Annotated in this window: 15 protein-coding genes and 1 tRNA gene; 11 read left to right on the top strand and 5 right to left on the bottom strand. The window is 66.6% G+C overall.

All coding sequences use genetic code 11. The annotated features are described in order from the left end of the window. Nucleotide 1: 1 nt before the first annotated feature. From uxuA to moaA, 4 genes are all read right to left on the bottom strand, one after another. The gene (gene uxuA / locus C8J45_RS03390) at nt 2-1,201 is read right to left on the bottom strand and encodes a mannonate dehydratase (RefSeq protein WP_258191260.1); all 1,200 of its coding nucleotides are present in this window, start codon (nt 1,199-1,201) and stop codon (nt 2-4) included. Nucleotides 1,202-1,562: 361 nt separating this feature from the next. Continuing rightward, nucleotides 1,563-1,637: transfer RNA gene (locus tag C8J45_RS03395), tRNA-Asn, on the bottom strand. Nucleotides 1,638-1,725: 88 nt separating this feature from the next. Beyond that, nucleotides 1,726-2,505, bottom strand: coding sequence for an NAD kinase (locus C8J45_RS03400; protein WP_107961854.1), 780 nt, complete (start codon nt 2,503-2,505; stop codon nt 1,726-1,728). Next, entirely contained in the window at nt 2,502-3,515 is a 1,014-nt protein-coding gene (gene moaA / locus C8J45_RS03405; protein ID WP_107961855.1) for a GTP 3',8-cyclase MoaA, read from the bottom strand. The genes C8J45_RS03400 and moaA overlap by 4 nt, the downstream gene beginning before the upstream one ends. A gap of 124 nt (nt 3,516-3,639) precedes the next feature. Here moaA and C8J45_RS03410 point away from each other — a divergent pair, with 124 nt between their 5' ends. From C8J45_RS03410 to C8J45_RS03435, 6 genes are all read left to right on the top strand, one after another. Then, nucleotides 3,640-5,313: an EAL domain-containing protein gene (locus tag C8J45_RS03410; protein WP_181321079.1), complete on the top strand. Its 1,674-nt coding sequence runs from the start codon at nt 3,640-3,642 to the stop codon at nt 5,311-5,313. After that, nucleotides 5,310-5,747, top strand: a complete 438-nt coding sequence (locus C8J45_RS03415) for an SgcJ/EcaC family oxidoreductase (protein ID WP_258191261.1) — start codon at nt 5,310-5,312, stop codon at nt 5,745-5,747. The genes C8J45_RS03410 and C8J45_RS03415 overlap by 4 nt, the downstream gene beginning before the upstream one ends. Before the next feature lie 32 nt (nt 5,748-5,779). Next, nucleotides 5,780-6,766, top strand: a complete 987-nt coding sequence (locus C8J45_RS03420) for a DUF2891 domain-containing protein (RefSeq protein ID WP_107961856.1) — start codon at nt 5,780-5,782, stop codon at nt 6,764-6,766. Nucleotides 6,767-6,837: 71 nt separating this feature from the next. After that, entirely contained in the window at nt 6,838-8,949 is a 2,112-nt protein-coding gene (locus C8J45_RS03425; RefSeq protein ID WP_107962228.1) for a prolyl oligopeptidase family protein, read from the top strand. 17 nt (nt 8,950-8,966) lie between these two features. After that, the gene (locus tag C8J45_RS03430) at nt 8,967-10,745 is read left to right on the top strand and encodes a DUF885 domain-containing protein (RefSeq protein ID WP_107961857.1); all 1,779 of its coding nucleotides are present in this window, start codon (nt 8,967-8,969) and stop codon (nt 10,743-10,745) included. A 311-nt stretch (nt 10,746-11,056) separates the two neighbouring features. Beyond that, on the top strand, nt 11,057-12,439 hold the full coding sequence (locus tag C8J45_RS03435) for an NAD-dependent succinate-semialdehyde dehydrogenase (RefSeq protein ID WP_107962229.1): 1,383 nt from the start codon (nt 11,057-11,059) through the stop codon (nt 12,437-12,439). Nucleotides 12,440-12,583: 144 nt separating this feature from the next. Here C8J45_RS03435 and C8J45_RS03440 read toward each other — a convergent pair whose 3' ends face one another. Continuing rightward, on the bottom strand, nt 12,584-13,414 hold the full coding sequence (locus tag C8J45_RS03440; protein WP_107961858.1) for an aldo/keto reductase: 831 nt from the start codon (nt 13,412-13,414) through the stop codon (nt 12,584-12,586). A gap of 220 nt (nt 13,415-13,634) precedes the next feature. Between C8J45_RS03440 and C8J45_RS03445 the strand changes: the two genes are divergently transcribed. From C8J45_RS03445 to C8J45_RS03465, 5 genes are all read left to right on the top strand, one after another. Beyond that, complete coding sequence (locus tag C8J45_RS03445; protein WP_107961859.1) at nt 13,635-14,174, top strand: heme NO-binding domain-containing protein; 540 nt, start codon at nt 13,635-13,637, stop codon at nt 14,172-14,174. Then, nucleotides 14,171-16,159: a bifunctional diguanylate cyclase/phosphodiesterase gene (locus tag C8J45_RS03450; protein ID WP_107961860.1), complete on the top strand. Its 1,989-nt coding sequence runs from the start codon at nt 14,171-14,173 to the stop codon at nt 16,157-16,159. Before C8J45_RS03445 ends, C8J45_RS03450 begins: the two co-directional genes overlap by 4 nt. 164 nt (nt 16,160-16,323) lie before the next feature. Next, nucleotides 16,324-18,153, top strand: a complete 1,830-nt coding sequence (locus C8J45_RS03455; protein WP_107961861.1) for a DUF885 family protein — start codon at nt 16,324-16,326, stop codon at nt 18,151-18,153. Next, a complete protein-coding gene (locus C8J45_RS03460) occupies nt 18,150-19,655 on the top strand; it encodes a S10 family peptidase (RefSeq protein WP_107962230.1) in 1,506 nt (501 codons plus the stop codon). The genes C8J45_RS03455 and C8J45_RS03460 overlap by 4 nt, the downstream gene beginning before the upstream one ends. 31 nt (nt 19,656-19,686) lie before the next feature. Continuing rightward, nucleotides 19,687-20,430 carry a dienelactone hydrolase family protein gene (locus C8J45_RS03465; RefSeq protein WP_107962231.1) on the top strand — a complete coding sequence of 248 codons (744 nt, stop codon included), beginning with the start codon at nt 19,687-19,689 and terminating at the stop codon, nt 20,428-20,430. The last annotated feature ends 14 nt before the right edge of the window (nt 20,431-20,444 follow it).

Genomic DNA, 20,444 nt, shown 5'->3' on the forward strand with positions numbered 1-20,444 from the left:
CTCAACCGGGCCGCAGGAGCAATTGCGATGTCGCGGCATGGGCGATGCCGAGTTCCAGCCCGCGCAACTCCGCCAGCCCGCGCAGCCGACCGATCGTCGAATAGCCGGGGTTGGTCCGCTTGTTCAGGTCGTCGAGCATCTGGTGGCCGTGATCGGGGCGCATCGGGATGCTGCGGCGATGGCGGACCGAAATCTCGCGTACCGCCTGCATGACGGCGGCCATGTCCGTGCTGCCGCCGAGATGCGTGGCTTCGTGGAAATTGCCGGCCTGGTCGCGCTCGACGTTGCGCAGATGGAGGAAGTACACGCGTTCGCCGAACCGGCGCACCATCGCGGGCAGATCGTTGTCGGCGCGGACGCCGAGCGATCCGGTGCAGAAGCAGAGCCCGTTCGCGGCGCTGGGGACGGCGGCGACCAGCAGGTCGAGGTCGGCTTGCGTGCTGACGATGCGCGGAAGGCCGAATAGTGGGAAGGGCGGATCGTCCGGGTGCAGCGCGAGCTGGACGCCGTGCGCGTCGGCGACCGGGCATATCTCCTCGAGGAACGAGATCAGGTTGGCACGCAACGCGGCCGCGTCGATCCCCGCATAGCCGGCGATGGCGGCGCGGAAATCGGCGGAGGTGAAATGCTCTTCGCTACCGGGAAGCCCGGCGATGATCGTGTTTTCGAGCGAGCGGCGGTCCGCGTCGCTCATCGCCTCGAACCGTGCATGCGCCGCGGCCTGCACGTCCGGCGCATACGCGTCGGCGGCGCCCGGGCGTTGCAGGATGAACAGGTCATACGCCGCGAGTGCGATCGCCTCGTAGCGGAGCGCCAGCGCACCGTCGGGCATCGGATAGGCGAGATCGGTCCGCGTCCAGTCAAGCAGCGGCATGAAATTATACGTGACGATGGTGATCCCGCAGGCGGCGAGATTGATGATCGTCTCCTGATACGCGGCGATCGCGGTGGCGCGTTCGGGCGTGTTGCGCTTGATCGCCTCGGACACGGGCACGCTTTCGACGACCGCCCAGGTCAGCCCCGCCGCCTCGATCAGCGCCTTGCGCGCCATGATCGCGTCGACCGGCCACGCGGTCCCGTTGGGGATGTCGTGCAGCGCGGTGACGATCCCGGTGCACCCCGCCTGGCGGATATCGGCAAGCGACGTCGGGTCGGACGGACCGAACCAGCGCATCGTCTGAACCATGGCGTGTTCGATCATCGGCATTGTCCTTCTCCACCATCGGGCGAGTCAGCAGCGTCGGACTCAGCCCGGCCGCCGCCGTAATTTCGCGCCAAAGACCATGCGCGGCGTATGTCCGACAAGTGGCGGCCGAAAATTTCATGGGTAATCGGATCGCCGCAGAGTCCGCGCCTAGCCGGTCACTGGCATCCGCCTCGACTCTGAAGGGCGTGTGACATCACCGAGCCAGCGTTTCGTCGGAATCGGCCCGGCACGTGACGCGCCGTAAGCGATCGGTCGCCAACTGCCGACCACGCGAATATCATAATAAGTGTAATAACGGCGGGGCGTTGCCACCGGCCAATATCAGCCAAAAGCGAGAGTTTGTTCGGCGTAAAAATGGCTCCCTGAGTAGGATTCGAACCTACGGCCACTCGATTAACAGTCGAGAGCTCTACCGCTGAGCTATCAGGGAACGTTGCCGGAGGCGGCTCTATAAACGGCCGGTCGGACGATGCAAGCGGGTTTCGCCGCAAAAATGCAAAGTCCGCGATAAACCGGGGTCAGGCGACGAACTGCTCCATCGTGATCCGGTCGTCGAGCGCGTGCTCGGGATCGAACAGCAGAGTCAGTTCGCGCGCGCGGTCCATGCAGATGTCGACGCGCGCGACGTTGCGGATCTCGCGCTGGTCGGCGACGGCGGAAACGGGGCGCTTGCCGGGATCGAGCACGCGGATGCCGATCCGTGCCTTGTCGGGCAGGATCGCGCCGCGCCAGCGCCGGGGGCGGAACGGGCTGATCGGGGTCAGCGCGATCATGCCCGAGCCGAGCGGCAGGATCGGGCCGTGCGCGGACAGGTTGTACGCGGTCGAGCCGGCGGGCGTCGCGACGAGGATGCCGTCGCAGGCGAGTTCGGGCAGGACGATGCGATCGTTGACGGTCACTTCGAGATTGGCGGTCTGGCGGGTCTCGCGCAGGAACGACACCTCGTTGATCGCGGGCAGCGTGTGCGTGCGCCCGTCGACACCGAGCGCGGTCATGCTGAGCGGAATGACCTTGAACGGTTTCGCGCGCTCCAGACGGTCGGTGAGGCCGTGGTGACGCCATTCGTTCATCAGGAAGCCGACGGTGCCGAGGTTCATCCCGAACACCGGCACCGGCGGCTTGCGGCGCTCCAGCATCGAGTGGAGCGTCTGCAGCATGAAGCCGTCGCCGCCGAGCGCGATGATGACATCCGCCTCTTCGACGGACACCCACTCGCCCATATCGGCGAGTTCGGCCTCTGCGGCACGAGCGGGCGGGGTATTGGACGCGACCAGCGCCCGCCGCTCGTACCGACTCATCCGCCCGTGACGCTCATGTGACGCGCAACCGCTGGGCCTTCGCCCTGGCCGATGCGGAAGTCGTGCGCCTTGGGTTTGGCGTAAAGCCCTGCGTCGATCGCCTCGTCTAGACCAGCGGTGCCGCCTTCGCGCAATGCCGCCTTCAGGTCGACCTGATCGTCATGGCCGAGGCACATGTACAGCTTGCCCTCGGTAGTAAGCCGAACGCGGTTGCAGCCGTCGCAGAAATTGGCGGTCAGCGGCGATATCAGCCCGAGCCGCGTGCGCGCGCCGTCAACGTTCCAGTAGCGCGCCGGGCCACCAGTCTTGTGCGCGTCGCGGGCGAGCGTGAACTGCTCGCTCAGCTCGTCGAACACCTTGGTCAGCGGCAGGAAGCGATCAGTGCGGTCTTCGTCGATCGCGCCCAAAGGCATCGTCTCGATCAGCGACAGGTCGAAGCCCTCATCGCGGCACCAAGCGAGCATCGGCGCGATCTCGTCCTCGTTGAAGCCCTTCAGCGCGACCATGTTGATCTTGATCGCCAGCCCGGCGTCACGTGCGGCATAAATGCCGCCGATCACCTGCGAAACGTCGCCATGGCGAGTGATGTAGCGGAACCGCTCGGGGTCGCGGCTGTCCATGCTGACATTGACGCGGCGGATACCGGCATCGACCATCGCCTCGGCATGCTGCGCCAGGCGCGTGCCGTTGGTGGTCATCGTCAGTTCTTCGAGACCCGACCCGATGTTGTGACCAAGGCGCTGGACCAGTTCGGCGACATCGCGGCGCACGAGCGGCTCGCCACCCGACAGGCGGATCTTGGTCACGCCGCGCGCGATGAAGCGCTCGGCGATGATCGCGATCTCTTCCAGGCTCAACAGCTTGCTGCGCGGCAGGAACGTCATCTTTTCGGACATGCAATAGCGACAGCGCAGGTCGCAGCGATCCGTGACCGAAATCCGCAGATACTTGATCGTGCGACCATGCGTATCGCGCAGCGGCTTTTGCAATGAGGCTGGCGCGATCGTCATCGTATCAGAGCTAGGGGCTGACTTGGTCGGTAACAAGGCCGGACCGGCTGGTAATGGATTGGCGGAGGGCGATACGCCAGCTAGGCTCGCACCGATTGGCTGGGGTGCGACGGGAATGGAAGACATGCAGACGGCAACGACGCTGTTCGCGATATCGTTCCGTCAACGCGATGAAATCGCGGAGATTTTGGCGTCGGCTGGCGCGGGTGCGGGCTGGCACGCGGTGGTCGTGCAGGACGCCAAGGCGATCGAAAGCCGCTTCCTGGCGAGCGGCGCTGCGGTGGCCATGATCGACGCGCGTGGTGCGCTCGACGACGCGCTTTCGGCGACGCGTTTGCTGGGAGGGCTCGTCGCCACCAACGGCGCGGCTTTGCTGGTCCTGGTCTCTCGCGGCGACGTCGAGGCGATCGGCGAGTTCTTCGATGCGGGCGCGACGCAATTCCTCGCCAGCCCGGCGAGCGACAGCGAACTGGTGCAGGCGTTGCGCTTCGCCGGACGCCATGCGGCGCGTGCCTCGGGCGGCACGATCGACCGGCGCGGCATACCCGGCGCGTCGTTGTACGACCGCGAGACGGGCGACGCGCGGCGCTGGATCGTCGGGCGGATCGCCGACGACCGGCCGGTCGCGGTCGTGCTGGTCGCATTGTCGCGGCTCGATATCGTCAATGCCGCGCATGGCCGACCCGCGGTGGACGGGCTGATCGAGGCCGCCGTTCGCCGTGCGGAGACCGTCGCGCGCGAGGCGATCGGCGTCGAGGCGATGGTCGCACGGCTCGGCGGGTCGGAATTCGTGCTGGTGATCGAGGCGTCGGGCGCCGCGGTGACGGCCGCGATCACCGCGCTGGACGCTGCCCTCGCGCGGCCGTTCGCGGTGGCGGATACGCGCGCCGTGCTCGGGTGCCGGTTCGGCGTGGCGCAGCGCCAGCCGGGCGACGATGCGGCGGCGTTGCTGCGCCGTGCGAGCGAGGCGCTGGCCGAGGCGAAGGCTAGCGACGGATCGGTGCTGCACGTCGCGCTGCCCGACGGGGTCGCGCCGATCGACGCTTTGGCGATCGACCTCCACCATGCGATCGAGCGCGACGAGATCGATCTGCGCTGGCAGCCACAGGTCGAGATCGCGAGCGGCAGGATCACGGGGGTCGAGGCGCTCGCGCGGTGGAGCCATCCGAAGCTGGGGCCGCTCGGCGCCGACGCGCTGTTCGATGCTGCCGACCGTGCCGACCTGGGGATCGCGCTGTCCGATCACATCCAGCGGCTCGTACTCGCGCGCGCGGTCGCGTGGCCGGCGGAATTGGGGACGCTGCGCGTGTCGCTGAACCTCACCGCGGCCGATATCACGCGACCCGGCTTCGGTGCGCTGTTCCTGGCGCGGATCGACGAGAGCGGGTTTCCGCGCGGGCGGCTGACCGTCGAGATTACCGAGACCGGGCTGATCGAGGATCTTGCCGCCGCATCGGCGTTGCTGGCGGAGCTGCGCGGGGCAGGGTGCCGGGTGGCGATCGACGATTTCGGCACGGGCTATTCGAGTCTGGCCTATCTGAAGTCGCTGCCGCTCGATTACGTCAAGATCGACAAGTCGCTGGTGCGGGACATTGATGGCAGCGCGCGCGACCGCGTGGTGGTGGCCGGCGCGATCACGATGGCGCGTTCGCTGGGGCTCGCGGTGATCGCCGAAGGGGTCGAGCGGCCGTCGCAGCTCGAACTGCTCGCCGCGGGTGGGTGCAGCCTGTACCAGGGCTTCCTGCTGTCGGAGCCGGTCGGCGAGGCGGCGTTGCTCGAACTGATGGCGAGAGAATGATGCGTACCCTGATGCTACCCTTCGCGCTGATGACGGTCGCGACAGCGGCGCCTGCCCAGACGCGAACGCAAACCCCCGCCGAAACCGCGATCCGCCAAAGCATGGAGGCGAGCGCCGCGGGATGGAATGCCGGCGATCTCGTGCGGTTCATGGATGTGTACGCGGATGATGCGGTGTTCGTGACGCCGAAAGGTCTGCTGCGCGGGAAGGAGGCGATCTCCGCCAAATACCGGCCGAGCTTTCGCGGAACGGGCAATGCGCGCGGCAAGCTGTCGTTCGCGTTCCTCGAGATGCGCGGGATCGATCCGCGCCATGCGATGCTGTTCGCGCGGTGGACGCTGACAGGGCCCTCGACCACCGAATCGGGCATGACCACGCTGGTGTTCGAGCGGCGCGGCGCGGCGTGGCAGATCATCGCCGACCACAGCAGCTGACGCGTGCCGGACACGCTTATCGGGATGGTGAAATGACGCAAACGCTCGACCGCGCGACAGCAGCGCGGTTTGCCGAACTGACGCTGCGGCATCTAACCCGCGAATGGCCGTACAAGCTCGATCAGACGCTGGCCGGGCCCGACGATCTCGCGCTGCCGAAGACGTTACACCCCGTATTCCACGGCAGTTTCGACTGGCATAGCTGCGTTCACGGCTGGTGGCAGGTGATGCGCCTCGCGCGGCTGTATCCCGACATGGCGCAGGCCCGCGCGGTCGAGGCGCTCGCGGACCGGATGCTGGTGCCGGCGTCGATCGCGGGGGAGGTCGCGTATCTGGACCGGCCGATGACGGGCGGGTTCGAGCGGCCTTATGGCTGGGGATGGCTGCTCGCGCTGCACGACGAGCTGGCGCGGCGTCCCGATCGGCCATGGGCGGCGGCGGTCGAGCCGTTGGCGCGCGCGTTCGCGGCCCGGTTCGCGGCGTATCTGCCGAAGCTGATCTACCCGGTGCGGAGCGGGAAGCATGACTGCACCGCGTTCGCGCTCGTCCACGCGCTGCGCTGGGCGCGGACGCACGACGCGTCGCTCGCCGTGCTGATCGAGGCGCGCGCGCGGGACTGGTACGGGGACGACCGCGACTGCCGGCCGTTCGAGCCGAGCGGGGAGGATTTCCTGTCGGCGACGCTCTGCGAGGCGGCGTTGATGAAGGACGTGCTCGGGGCCGAGTTCGCGCCGTGGCTGGCGGCGTTCCTGCCCGATCCGTTCGGTGCCGCGACTGCGTGCCTCCGCTCCCCCGCGATCGTCAGCGACCGGTCCGACGGCCGCCTCGCGCATCTCGACGGCGTGAACCTGTCGCGCGCGTGGTGCTGGCGGACGATCGCCGACGCGCTGCCCGATCCTGCCACCGCGCGCGCCATCGCCGACGCGCACCTGGCGGAGGCGCTGCCGCATCTCGCGGACGACTACATGGGCGAGCATTGGCTGGCGACGTTCGCACTGCTCGCGCTGGAGGCCGGCTGATCTGAAGAGAAGGGGCTGGCGTAGCGGACCACGCTGCCTAAGGTCGCATCATCGAACGAAAGAGAGTGATGATGCAAAGACGCCTGCCGTTCCTGGCCTTGCTGGCCCTTTCCACGACCGCGCTGGCGCAGACGTCGGCTCCGCCGCCCGCCGCCGATCCGAACGCGTATCTCGAGGACATCCACGGCGCGCGTGCGCTCGATACCGTCAAGCGGTGGAACACGCAGTCGCTCGCCGCGCTCGAAGCCAAGCCGGGCTACGCGCGCTACCGCCAGCGCGCGCTCGACCTGTTGCAGGCGGATCGCCAGATCGCGACGCCCGACCAGATCCTCGGCGATCAGGTGCTGAACCTGTGGCAGGACAAGACCAACGTGCGCGGGCTGTGGCGGGTCGCGTCGCTGGCCTCGTTCACCAGCGACAAGCCGGTGTGGCGGACGCTGATCGACGTCGATGCGCTCGGCAAGGCCGAAGGCAAGAGCTGGGTGTGGAAGGGCGCGACGTGCCGCTCGCCGTCGTACGACCGCTGCATGGTCGAACTGTCGAACGGCGGCGGCGATGCGGTGGTCGAGCGCGAGTTCGATATTCCCTCGGGCAAGTTCGTGACCGACGGCTTCGTCGTGCCGAGCTTCAAGACCGGGCTGAACTGGGCCGGGCCTAACGCGCTGTACGTGGCGACCGATTTCGGGCCCGACAGCCTCACCAAGTCGGGCTATCCGCGCACCGTCAAGCGGTGGCAGCGCGGCACGCCGCTCGCCTCGGCAACGATCGTCACGAGCGCGACGCCGGACGATGTCGGGATCGAGACCAACGTCTTCTCCGAAGGCGATCGCCGTTATGCGCTGGTCTCCCGCAACGTCGACTTCTTCCATTCCAAGCGCAGCCATATCGCCGATGACGGCCGGCTGGTGCCGTCGCCGCTGCCCGACGATGCGGTGATGAGCACGGTGCTCGACGGGCGCCTGATCGCGACGCTCGCCTCCGACTGGCGCGGGATCCCGAGCGGATCGGTGATCGCGTATTCGATCGCCGACGTGCTGGCGAGCCACGCGCCGACGATCGAGCGCGTCCTGGTACCGACCGCGACGCAGGCGGTGGAGCAGGTCGATTCGAGCAAGTCGGTGCTGTGGGTGAAGATGCTCGACGACGTCTCGGGCCGGCTCGTGTCGCTGACGCGCGGCGCGGACGGCATCTGGACGCAAGGCGTCGCGGCGTTGCCGACCGCATCGACGATCCACCTCGAGGCGACCGCGGGCAAGAACGACGTCGCCTTCGCGGTGGTCGAGAGCTTTCTCAGCCCGCCCGCGCTTTATGCCGTCCGCCCCAATGCCAAGCCGGTGGCGGTCGATACGCTGCCCGCGCGGTTCGACGCCTCGATGATGCAAGTCGAACAGCGGTTCGCGACCTCGAAGGACGGGACGAAGATCCCGTATTTCCTGGTGCGCAAGAAGGGCACGACGGGCCCCGTGCCCGCGCTGGTCCACGCGTATGGCGGGTTCCGCAACGCGCAGACGCCGACCTACCTCGTCGACCAGCCGTACCGCTCGGGCCCGGCCGGATTGTTCTGGGTCGAGGAAGGCAACGCGTTCGTGCTCGCCAACATCCGTGGCGGCGGCGAATACGGGCCGCGCTGGCATCAGATGCCGCTGCGCGAAAACCGGCAAAAGGCGTATGACGATCTTCACGCAGTCGGCGACGATCTTGTCCGCACCGGTGTCAGCGCAAAACGGAAGATCGCGGTCTCGGGCCGGTCGAACGGCGGCCTGCTGGTCGGCGTCGCGATGGAGCAGCGTCCCGATCTCTACGGCGCGATCGTGATGGGGTCGCCGCTGCTCGACATGCAGCGCTATTCGCATCTGTCGGCGGGCGCGTCGTGGATCGGCGAATATGGCGACCCGGACAAGCCCGCGGACTGGGCGTTCATCTCGCAATATTCGCCGTACCAGAATTTGAAGCGCGGCGTGCAATACCCGACGCCGTTCATCTACACCTCGACCGAAGACGACCGCGTCCACCCCGGCCACGCGCGCAAATTCGCCGCGCGGCTGGAAGCGTATGGCGATCCGTTCTTTTACTATGAGAACCCGGAGGGAGGCCATGCGGCGGGCGCCGACAAGATCGAGGACGCCAAGCGCGCCGCGCTCGTCACCGTCTATCTGAACGCGCAACTCGCGCCACAACGCTGATCGTCAGGAATTTCAAGATGCGTAATTTCCGTCTGTTGCTCGGCGCCGCGATGCTGGCGCTGCCCGTCTCGTCGATCCCTGCGCCCGTGCTTGCCGCGCAAGCCGAGACGAGCGCGTTCACGTCGCTGTCGAAGCGCTATGTCGATGGCCTCGCCCGCCTCAATCCGTCGTCGGCGACATCGCTCGGCGATCACCGGTTCGACACGCAGGTCACCGACATGTCCGCCGCAGGACGCGCCAAGCGTGAGGCGTTCTCGAAAGCGATGCTCGCCGATCTCCAGCGGATCGACCGCAAAGCCCTGTCGCGCGAGGAGCAGGTCGATGCGGCGTTGCTCGACAATGCGCTGCGCTACGACATCTGGGACACCGAGACGCTCGGCGGGTGGGCATGGGACCCGCAGGTCTATAACGACATTGCCGGCAGCTCGCTCTATTCGCTCGCCGCACGCGATTTCGCACCCTGGCCACAGCGGCTGAACGCGGCGACCGCGCGGATGGAGTCGCTCCCCGCATTGCTGGCCCAGGCACGCGCCAACATCGTCCCCGCCCGCGTGCCGTCGATCTACGCGACGACCGTGGCGAAACAGAACAGCGGCATCGTCGACATCGCCGAGACCATGCTCGCCCCGCATAAGAGCGAGTTGTCGGCAGCGGACGTCAAGCGGTTCGACGCCGCGCTCGTGAAACTGAAGGCGGCGGTCGCCGAGCATCAGGTCTGGCTCGACAAGACGCTCGTGCCCGGTGCCAAGGGCGACTTCCGCCTTGGCGCGGCGCTCTACGACAAGAAGCTCGGCTTCGCGCTGCAATCCGACCTCACCCGAACCGAGATCAAGCGCCGCGCGCAAGCCGCGATCGTCGACACGCGCGCGCAGATGTACGCGATCGCGCGCCAGATATTCGGCGCCAAGAAGGGCGCGCTGCTGCTTCCCGACAAGCCGTCCGAAGCGCAGCAACAGGCTGCGATCCAGCTCGCGCTCGAACTCACCTACGCCAAGCGCCCGCCACGCGACGGCATGATCGACGCCTCGACCAAGGCGCTGGCGCAGGCGACCGCGTTCGTCCGCGACAAGGGGTTGGTCGGCATGCCCGACAGTCCCGTGAAGATCATCACGATGCCCAAGTTCCAGCAGGGCGTCGCGGTAGCCTACTGCGATTCCCCCGGCCCGCTGGAGAAGAACCTCGGCACGTTCTTCGCCGTCTCGCCGATTCCCGACGACTGGACCGAGGCGCAGGCGACGTCGTTTCTGAGCGAATATAACGACTACATGATCCACGACCTGGCCGTGCACGAAGCGATGCCAGGGCATTATCTCCAGCTCGCGCACGCCAATGCGACTCAGTCGACGCTGCGTGCGGTGCTCGGCTCGGGACCGTTCGTCGAGGGCTGGGCGGTCTATGCCGAGGGCATGATGGCGGACGAGGGCTATCTGAACGGTGACCCTCTGTTCAAGCTCACCGTGCTCAAGATGCGGCTGCGCTCGATCTCGAACTCGCTGCTCGACATCGGCATCCACACCGAGGGCATGACTCGCGAGCAGGCGATGCAGCTGATGACGCACACCGCGTTCCAGCAGGAGCGCGAGGCGGCGGGCAAATGGGTCCGCGCCTCGCTCGGCTCGACGCAGCTGCTGAGCTATTTCACCGGCTATTCGGAGCATATGGCACTGCGGGAAGAGGCGAAGAAGCGGCAGGGCGCGGCGTTCGATCTCAAGCGCTACAACGATGCGCTGCTCGCGCATGGTTCGCCCCCGGTGCGCTACGTCCGCGAACTGCTGTTCGATTTGCCGATCGGCTGAAGCAAGTAAAGAAATGATGCCCGAACCGGTTGGCGGGTTCGGGACTGGCAATCCCGTGCGACACAAAATCGCACGGGATTGCCGAAACACCGTGACGACAGGCTATCCGCGCGGTTCGCGCGCAGCATGCGTCCGTCTGGCAGGACGCCCTGCGTAGTTTCCGATCCTGACATGCCGCGTTGGCGGTGGCTATTTCGCCGATCGTGATCCGGTCGCGACGGTGCGATCGGAACGCCCGCCGCGTAAGCCCCGCCGCGCCATCGCGCGACGCCACTGACCGCGCCGTCATCATAGCCAGAAAGCGCATCATCATGGCCTATCAAAGCGTCAATCCGTTCGATGGCAAGCTCGTCGAAGCGTTCGAAACCCTCAGCGATCTGCAGCTCGAAACCAGGATCGCGGCGGCGGACGCGTGCTTCCGGACATGGCGTCATACGGCGTACGCCGAACGGGCGAAGATCATCGGCAGGGCGGGCGAAATTCTCCACGCGCGGGCCGACGAACTCGCCCGCATCATGACGACCGAAATGGGCAAGCGGATCGGCGAGGCGCGTGGCGAAGTCGAATTCAGCGCGCGTATCATGGCGTATTACGCCGCGAATGCGGAACGCTTCCTGGCGCCAGTCAAGCTCAGCCCTATCAATGGCGAGGCGCATATGGAAAGCAGCCCGATCGGCGTGATCTTCTGCGTCGAGCCCTGGAATTTCCCCTATTACCAGCTTGCTCGCGTCGCCGGGCCGCATCTCATGGCGGGCAATACGGTGGTGGTGAAGCACGCCGGCATCGTGCCGCAGTGCGCGATCGCCTTCGAACAGGTGATGATCGAGGCGGGTGCGCCGATCGGCCTCTATACCAATCTGCTGATCAGCCACGACCAGTCCGACACCGTAGTGGACGACCCCCGTATCAAGGGCGTCGCGCTGACCGGCAGTGTCGAAGCCGGCCGCAGCATCGCCGCGCGAGCGGGCAGGAACCTGAAGGTTTCCTCGATGGAACTGGGCGGCAGCGATGCCTTCATCGTGCTCGAGGATGCGGATCTCGACCTGACGGTGCCCTGGGCGGTGTGGGGCCGGATGTACAATACCGGCCAGACCTGCTGCGCCGCAAAGCGGTTCATCGTGGTCGAGAGCATGGCCGACGCCTTCCTCGCGAAGTTCAAGGCCGCGCTGGCTCTGCTCGAAGCGGGCGATCCGATGGACGCGGCAACCACGCTTGGTCCGCTCTCGACCGAACGGGCGCTGGTCGATCTTCTCGAACAGGTCGAGGGTGCGGTCGCGCACGGTGCGAAGGTCGCGCTGGGCGGCAAGCGGATAGATCGTCCGGGGTCGTACATGGCGCCGACCATCCTGACCGATATCGCGCCGGGCAATCCTGCGTTCCGTCAAGAATTCTTCGGCCCGGTCGCGTCGTTCTTTCGCGTGAAGGACGAGGATGCCGCGATCGCGCTCGCCAACGACTCCGACTTCGGTCTGGGTGGTTCGGTATGGACCGCCGATGTTGCGCGCGGACGGCGCGTTGCCAGCCGGGTCGAGACGGGCATGATGTTCATCAACAACATCGACTGGACCGATGCGGAACTGCCCTTCGGCGGGATCAAGGACTCCGGATACGGCCGCGAACTCGGCGACATGGGCATCCAGCAGTTCGTCAACAAAAAGCTCGTTCGCACGCACGATGTTAAGGCGCCGGCCTGACGCGGCTCGAAGGTGCCCAGCGGGCAATGCGCCGTCGGTCACTTCGGATGCGTAGGGAGAGATAAAAAACGCTATCTTGCCTGCGTACCCTCGTGCACGCGCAAGGCCGGTATCGGCGGCGATGCGCGTCGCCGCCGCCAAGGTCTAAAGCATTTCCAGCGGAGAACGTTGGCGTGGACGGGGGAACGCCGCGTCGAGCGCCGCGATCACGTCGTCCGACAGTACCAGGTTCGCAGCGGCGGCGTTGTCGCGGACATGCGCGACGGTGCTGGCCTTCGGGATCGCAATGACCTCATCCCGGTGCAGGACCCAGGCAAGCGCGACCTGCGCCGGCGTCGCGCCGATACTTTTCGCCAGCTCTGCCAGCACCCAGTTGGCGAGCAGCCGACCCTGCTCGACCGGGCTATACGCCATGACCGGGATGGCCTGCGCTTCCAGCCAGGGGAGCAGGTCATGTTCCGGTCCCCGTCGGCCCAGATTGTAGAGGATCTGGTCGGTCGCGCAGCCTTCGCCACCCGCCTGGATCAGTTCCTCCATGTCGTCGGTATCGAGGTTGCTGACGCCCCAGTGACGGATCTTGCCCGCCGTTCGCAGCACTTCCATCGCCTCGATCGTCTCGGCGAGCGGCACCGATCCGCGCCAGTGAAGCAGGTACAGGTCGAGCCGATCGGTGCCGAGCCGCTTCAGGCTGGCCTCGCACGCCTTGGCGAGGCGCGTCCGCGACGCGTTTTGCGGATAGGCCTTGCTGACGAGGAATATCTCGTCGCGAACCGGGCCTAGCGCCTCGGCGATCACGTGTTCGGCGGCACCGTCGCCGTACATCTCGGCGGTGTCGATCACCGTCATGCCGTGCTCGACGCCCTCGCGCAGCGCCGCGATCTCGGCTGCGCGGTGCGCTGGCCGTTCTCCCATCATCCAGCTGCCCTGGCCGAGCGCTGGTATCTTTTCCCCGCGCGGTAGCGTCACCGTCTTCATCGAACTTCCCATCAATATCGGTGTCACGCGGTCAACGCGGCACCGCATCTTTTGCTGCATCGGCCTGGTCGCAGCGAAGATCTGGGGCGGATCGGACCGAAATTTAGGATGGCAGGGCACGACGCGCGCAGTGCGACAAAACCAGTTCGATGACGGTATCTTAACCAAAGCGAGTTCATCGAAACTAACATAAGCTAAGGTCTGTCGGGGAACGGGTGCGGTGAAGGGTGTTGTGTTCAACTTGCTGGAGCAGGCCGTCACCGATACATATGGCGACGACGCCTGGATCGACCTGCTCGAAGCGGCCGGGGTCGACGGTGCCTATACCTCGCTCGGCAGCTATCCGGATGCGGAGATCGTCGCGCTCGTTGATGCCGCGGCGCATCACCTCGATCTCCGCCCCGCCGACGTGTTGCAGTGGTTCGGCAGGGCGGCGATGCCGATGCTCGCCGACCGCTATCGGCCGTTTTTCGCGGGGCATGTGTCGGCGCGCAGCTTCGTGCTGAGCGTCAACGACATCATCCATCCGGAAGTCCGCAAGCTCTATTCGGGCGCGGGGTGTCCGCATTTCCACTTCGCCGACGATGCCGAGGGGCGGCTGGTCATCGGCTATCAATCCCCGCGACGGATGTGCCATCTGGCGCACGGGTTCGTCGAGGGGGCGGCCGACCATTACGGGGAACGCGTCACGATCGAACACCTGGCCTGCATGCAACACGGCAACCCTGTCTGCCGGCTCGCGGTGCGCTGGCTTCCTTGAAGCACTTCGTCGCCCCTGAACCCCGCGATCTCGCAACCCGGCTCGCGCGCGCGGAACGGCGGACCGCGCGGGAACGTGCTGCGCGTTTGGAGGCGGAGGCGATCGCGGAACAGGGGTTGCGACGTCTGTACGAAAGCCAGCAGCGGCTGTTGCTTCTCCAGCGGATCACCGATGGGGCCAACCAGACGGCCGAGATCGAGACCGCGTTGCACGTCGCGGTCACGGAAATCTGTCGGCATATGGACTGGTCGTTCGGCAACGCGCTGCTCGTATCGGGACAGGGCGACACGGTGACCGGGTGCGACGTCTGGTATGCGGCGGACCCCGACGTGATGTTTCCGTTCGTCGAAGCGTCGCGGGGGGTAAGCTTTGGAAAGGGCGCGGGCCTGCCCGGCCGCGTCCTGATGGACGTCCGGCCGCACTGGATCGACGACGTCATGGTGGACCCCAATTTTCCGCGCGTCGCCGCGGCGGCGCAATGCGGATTGGCCGCGGCTTGTGCGTTTCCCGTCATGGTCGGCGATGAAGTGGCGGGCGTCCTGGAATTCTACGCGCGGCGTCTCATCGTTCCCGACCACGACCTGCTCGGGATCATGGGGCAGATCGGGACACAGCTCGGTCGGGTGATCGAGCGCGACCGCGCGCGCCGCGGGCTGATCCACGACGCGCTCCACGACGCGATGACCCGGTTGCCGAACCGGACCCTGTTCATGGAACGCGCCGAAAGCGGGTTTGCGCGGATGCGAAGCCGACAGGGGGCCGGTATGGCGGTGATGGTCGTCGACCTCGACGGCTTCAAGGCGATCAACGATACGCTCGGCCATCATGCGGGCGACGCGCTGCTGATCGAAATCGCCCGTCGCATGCAGGCGTGCATCGCCGCGGCGGAGGACACGGCCCGCGACGGCGGCGCCGCATGGCAGGCGACGCTCGCCCGGGTCGGTGGGGACGAGTTCAACGTGTTGGTCGACGGCGTCGACGACCCGGCCAGCGTCGGCGACCTGGCCGACACGATCCACCGCTGTCTCGCCGCGCCCAGCGTGCTCGCCGGTACGCATGTTCGCTGCCAGGCGTCGATCGGGATCGCGCACGGCACGACCGCATATGGCGACGTCGGCCAGATGCTGCGCGACGCCGACCTCGCAATGTACCGCGCAAAGTCGCACGGTCGCGGGCAGAGCGTGACGTTCACCGATCAACTGGGCGTCGAAGTGCGCCATCGCACGCAGTTGGAGCAGGAACTGCGCCAGGCGATCGCCGAGCGGCAGTTCGTGCTGCATTACCAGCCGATCGTGTCATTGACCGATCCCGACGGCGTTTGCGGTTTCGAGGCGCTGATCCGCTGGAACCACCCTTCGCGCGGCCTGCTGGCACCGGCTGCGTTCATCGACGTCGCCGAGGAGACCGGGCTGATCCTGTTCATCGGCGATTGGGTGCTGCGCGAAGCCTGTGCGCAGGCATCCGCATGGCATCAGCGGGCCGGCGGCGGTCCGCGACCGTTCGTGAGCATCAACATCTCGCCGCAGCAATTCCTGCAACCCGAGTTCGTGGGGCGTGTCCACACCGTCCTGATGGAGACGGGCATCGCACCGGAAACGGTACGGCTCGAAGTGACCGAGGGCGTCGCGATCCTCGATGCGGTGCGAACGTCGACGATCCTCGAGGAAATCCGGGGATGGGGCGTAAAGACAAGCCTCGACGATTTCGGTACCGGCTTCTCGTCGCTCAGCTATCTCCAGACGCTGCCGTTCGATGCGTTGAAGATCGATCGCTCGTTCGTCGCCGCGATGGACGACAGCAGCACGAGTCGCGGTATCGTCCGTGCGATCCTCGATATTGCCAAGACGATGGGCATGGCGGTGATCGCCGAGGGCATCGAGACCGCGGAGCAGGCGGCCATGCTGCAACGGATGGGCTGCGAGATGGGGCAGGGGTTCCTCTACGGCCGTGCAGAGGAAAATTCCGTGGCGTTCGCGCGACTCTAGCCGGGCTCGCGGCGGGCTACCCTGCCTGTTCGAGGCGTCTTCGAAACCGGTTCGCGAGAATCCAGGCTCGTCCCGGCCGGGTCTGAACGCGGATGGCCGGTCGCGGACGCTTGCGAGGACATCCGTCGCGCCGTAACCCCGCATCGTCGCATCCGAAGGAACGCATGTTGTCCGTCAAACTGGCTATTGCCGCTTTACTGTCCACCACGCTCACCGCCGTCACGGCGTCCGGGCAGGCGCTGCCCCCGCCGGTCGCGCAACCGGGCGAGAGCGCGGACGACACGCGCCTGAAGCGACTATTCTACGACAGCGACGAGGCCAGCCTGAAGCGCAACCCGATCGAGGCGATTTTCCGCGGCGACCTGCGCTATGCCGACCGGCTCGGCGACTATCTCACCGATGCGTATCTGGCCGCCGAACGCGCCGCGATCGAGCATGACCTCGCCGCGCTGAACGCGATCGACCGGACCAAGCTGACGCCGACCGACCAGATCGCCTATGACGTGTTCAAGACGCGTAACGAGACCGATCTCGCCGGCTACGCGCCCGCGATCCTCAAGGTCCAGCGCGACCTGCCGATCGACCATTTCGGCGGTTTCCAGACCTTCTATCCCGACTTCGCGTCGGGCAAGGGCGCGGCGCCGTTCAAAACTCTCGCGGACTATGAGAACAACCTCAAGCGCAGCGCGCAATATGCGGCCCTGCTCGATCGTGCGATCGGACTGTTCCGCCAGGGGATGAAGGACAGGATCGTCCAGCCCAAGCTGGTCGTCACCAACATGATCCAGGAGTTCGACAATCTGATCGCGGAAGGCGTCGAGGGCTCGACCTTCTACGGCCCGGTAAAGACCTTCCCCGCGACGATCTCGGCCGCCGACCAGGCGCGTCTCAAGGCAGCGTATGCGAAGCAGATCCGCGACGTCATCACGCCCGCGCACCAGCGGATGCGCGACTTCCTCGCCAAGACGTATCTGCCGGTCGCGCGCGACACCGTCGGCCTGTCTGCGCTGCCCGGCGGTGATGCCTATTACACCTACCTGATCCAGCAGCGCACGACGTTGCCGATGACCGCCGAGCAGGTCCACCAGCTCGGCCTGTCCGAGGTCGCGCGGATCCTGAAGGGGATGGAGGCGCAGAAGCAGGCGGTCGGGTTCAAGGGCGATCTGCCCGCGTTCTTCACCTTCCTGCGTACCGACAAGCAGTTCCAGCCAAGTTCGGTCGCGCAGCTTCGCGACGGCTATCAGGCGATCGAGAAGCGCATCTATCAGCGGATTCCCGAGCAGTTCTCGCTGACGCCGAAGACCGCGCTCGAAATCCGCCCGGTCCCTGCATTCAAGGAAAAGGGCTCGGCCGGCGGCTCGTACGAGGGCGGCACGCCGGACGGATCGCGGCCGGGCGTGTTCTACTACAACAGCTACGACCTGCCCTCGCGCTACATGTGGGAGATGGAGACGCTGTTCCTGCATGAGGGCGTGCCGGGGCATCATTTCCAGATCAGTCTCGCGCAGGAAAACACCGCGCTCCCCGCCTTCATGCGGTTCGGCGGCAACACCGCCTATGTCGAGGGCTGGGCGCTCTATGCCGAGAGCCTGTGGAAGGAACTCGGCATGGAGACCGATCCGTATCAGCGGATGGGCGGGCTGAACGACGAGATGCTGCGCGCGATGCGGCTGGTGGTCGACAGCGGCATCCATGCCAAGGGTTGGACGCGCGACCAGGCGATCGAATACATGCTCGCCAACTCGCCGATGGCGCGGACCGACGCGACTGCCGAGGTCGAGCGCTACATCGCGATCCCGGGACAGGCGCTGGCGTACAAGATCGGCCAGCTGACGATCGCACGGACCAAGGCGAAGGCGCAGGCGGCGCTCGGGTCGAAGTTCGATCCGCGTGATTTCCATGCGCAGGTGCTCGACACCGGGTCGCTGCCGATGCCCGTGCTCGAACGCAAGATCGACGCGTGGATCGCGATCGGCGGGGGGGCAGCCAAGTGATCGCGCGCCTCGCCATCGCGCTGGCCGCAATCAGCCTGCTCGCCGCGCCGATCGCGGCGCAGGACAAGAAGGAGACCTCGACCGTCGAGAAGAAGGTCGACGACGAGGTCAAGTTCCCGCCGCTCCCCGCCGACAAGACGGTCCGCCAGACGGCCTCGATCGGCGGCCGGTCGATCGCGTACGACGCGACGATCGGCACGATTTCGGTCCGCGACGACAAGGGCAAGGAGATCGGCCAGGTCGTCTACACGTCCTATGTCGCGACCGGTGGAGCCGCCAACCGCCCGGTGACGTTCGCGTTCAACGGCGGGCCCGGCGCGTCCTCCGTGTATCTCAACCTCGGCGCGGTCGGGCCCAAGCGCGTCCAGTTCGGCGCGCAGGGCAACGCGCCGTCCGACGCACCGATCACCACCGACAATCCGAACAGCTGGCTCGACTTCACCGACCTCGTCTTCATCGATCCGGTCGGCACGGGCTTCAGCCGCAGCCTGGTCGACGAGGAGAAGACCAAGAAGGCGTTCTACGCCAACGATCCCGACATCAAATATCTGTCGAAGGTCGTCTACGACTGGCTCGTGAAGGCCGGCCGGCTGCGTTCACCGAAATACGTGATGGGCGAAAGCTATGGCGGCTACCGCGCGCCGCGCATCGCGTACGAACTCCAGTCGCAGATCGGCGTCGGGGTCAACGGGATCGTGATGGTCTCGCCGTACCTCGATCCCGCCTCGGGCGACGGCGCGACCGCGTTGTCGCCGTTGCCGTGGATGATCGACCTGCCATCGATGGCGGCGGCGCATCTCGAGCAGCAGCATCAACTGACGCCCGCGGCGATGGTCGATGTCGAAGCGTACACGCGCGGGGCGTTCGCGACCGATCTGCTGCGTGGGCGGACCGATCCGCAGGCGGTGTCGCGGCTCGTGACCAACGTCAGCCGGCTGACGGGGCTCGATCCGGCGCTGGTGCAGAAGATGGGCGGCCGCGTCGACTCCGCGACGTTCCTGCGCGAGATCCACCGTGCCGACGGGACGATCGGCAGCGTCTATGATTCGAACGTCACCGCGTTCGATCCGTTTCCCTGGTCCGCGCAACGCCAGTCGAACGACCCGATCCTCGACGCGCTGATCGCGCCGACGACCAGCGCGATGGTCGACTTCGTCACCCGCGTCGTCGGCTGGAAGACCGACGCGCGCTACCATGCGCTGTCGTACGAAGTGAATTCGGCGTGGGATCGTGGCAAGCCCGACGACACGCCGGTCACCGATCTGCGGAAAGCGATCGCCAACGATCCGAAGATGGCGGTGATGATCGTGCATGGCTGGGACGACCTGTCCTGCCCGTTCTTCGCCTCGCGGCTGATCGTCGACCAGATGCCGAGCTTCGGCGCCACCGAGCGCGTGAAGCTCAACGTCTATCCGGGCGGGCACATGTTCTACAGCCGCGAGGATAGCGGCGCTGCGTTCAAGCGCGACGCGCGCGCGATCTATGGCGGCGGCGCGCGATGACCCGGAATCGTACCGGCATGAGGATGAGCGGATGATCTTGCGCAGCGACGAGATCCAGGATGTCGCCGTGTCCGGCAGCGGCCCGATGCGGATGCACATGTTCCGACCCGCGATCGAGGGCCGCTTCCCCGGCATTCTCCTGTTTTCGGAGATCTATCAGGTCACCGCACCGATCCGCAGGCTGGCCGCGATGATCGCCGGCAACGGCTATCTCGTCGCCGTGCCCGAGGTCTATCACGAGTATGAGCTGCCGGGCACGGTCCTCGCTTATGATCCCGCCGGAACGGATCGCGGCAACGCGTTGAAGATCGCCAAGCCCGTCGCCGCCTTCGACGCGGACGCGGAGGCCGGTCTGTCCGCATTGCTCGCGCACCCGGCGTGCAATGGCCGGCTGGGGACGTTCGGCGTGTGCCTCGGCGGCCATCTCGCCTACCGCGCCGCGCTCGACCCGCGCGTATCCGCAGCCGCATGCTTCTATCCGACGGACATCCATTCGGGCACGCTCGGTGAGGGACGCTCCGACGACAGCCTTGCGCGGATGGCCGCGCTGAAGGCCGCCACGATGTTCGTATTTGGCCGGCAGGACCCACACGTGCCCTTCGCCGGTCGGGAAACGATCCGCGCTCGGCTGGAGGAGGTCGGCGCGAACTACGAGTGGCACGAGCTGAATGCCCAGCACGCATTCCTGAGAGACGAAGGCCCGCGCTACGATCCCGCGTTGTTCCTCCAGGCAATGACCCTCACCTTCGAGTTCTACCGCCGCGCGCTGGCCTGACCACGCGCCTGATC

Origin of the sequence: Sphingomonas sp. PP-CE-3G-477 (assembly GCF_003050745.1) — a bacterium.
Classification (GTDB): domain Bacteria; phylum Pseudomonadota; class Alphaproteobacteria; order Sphingomonadales; family Sphingomonadaceae; genus Sphingomonas.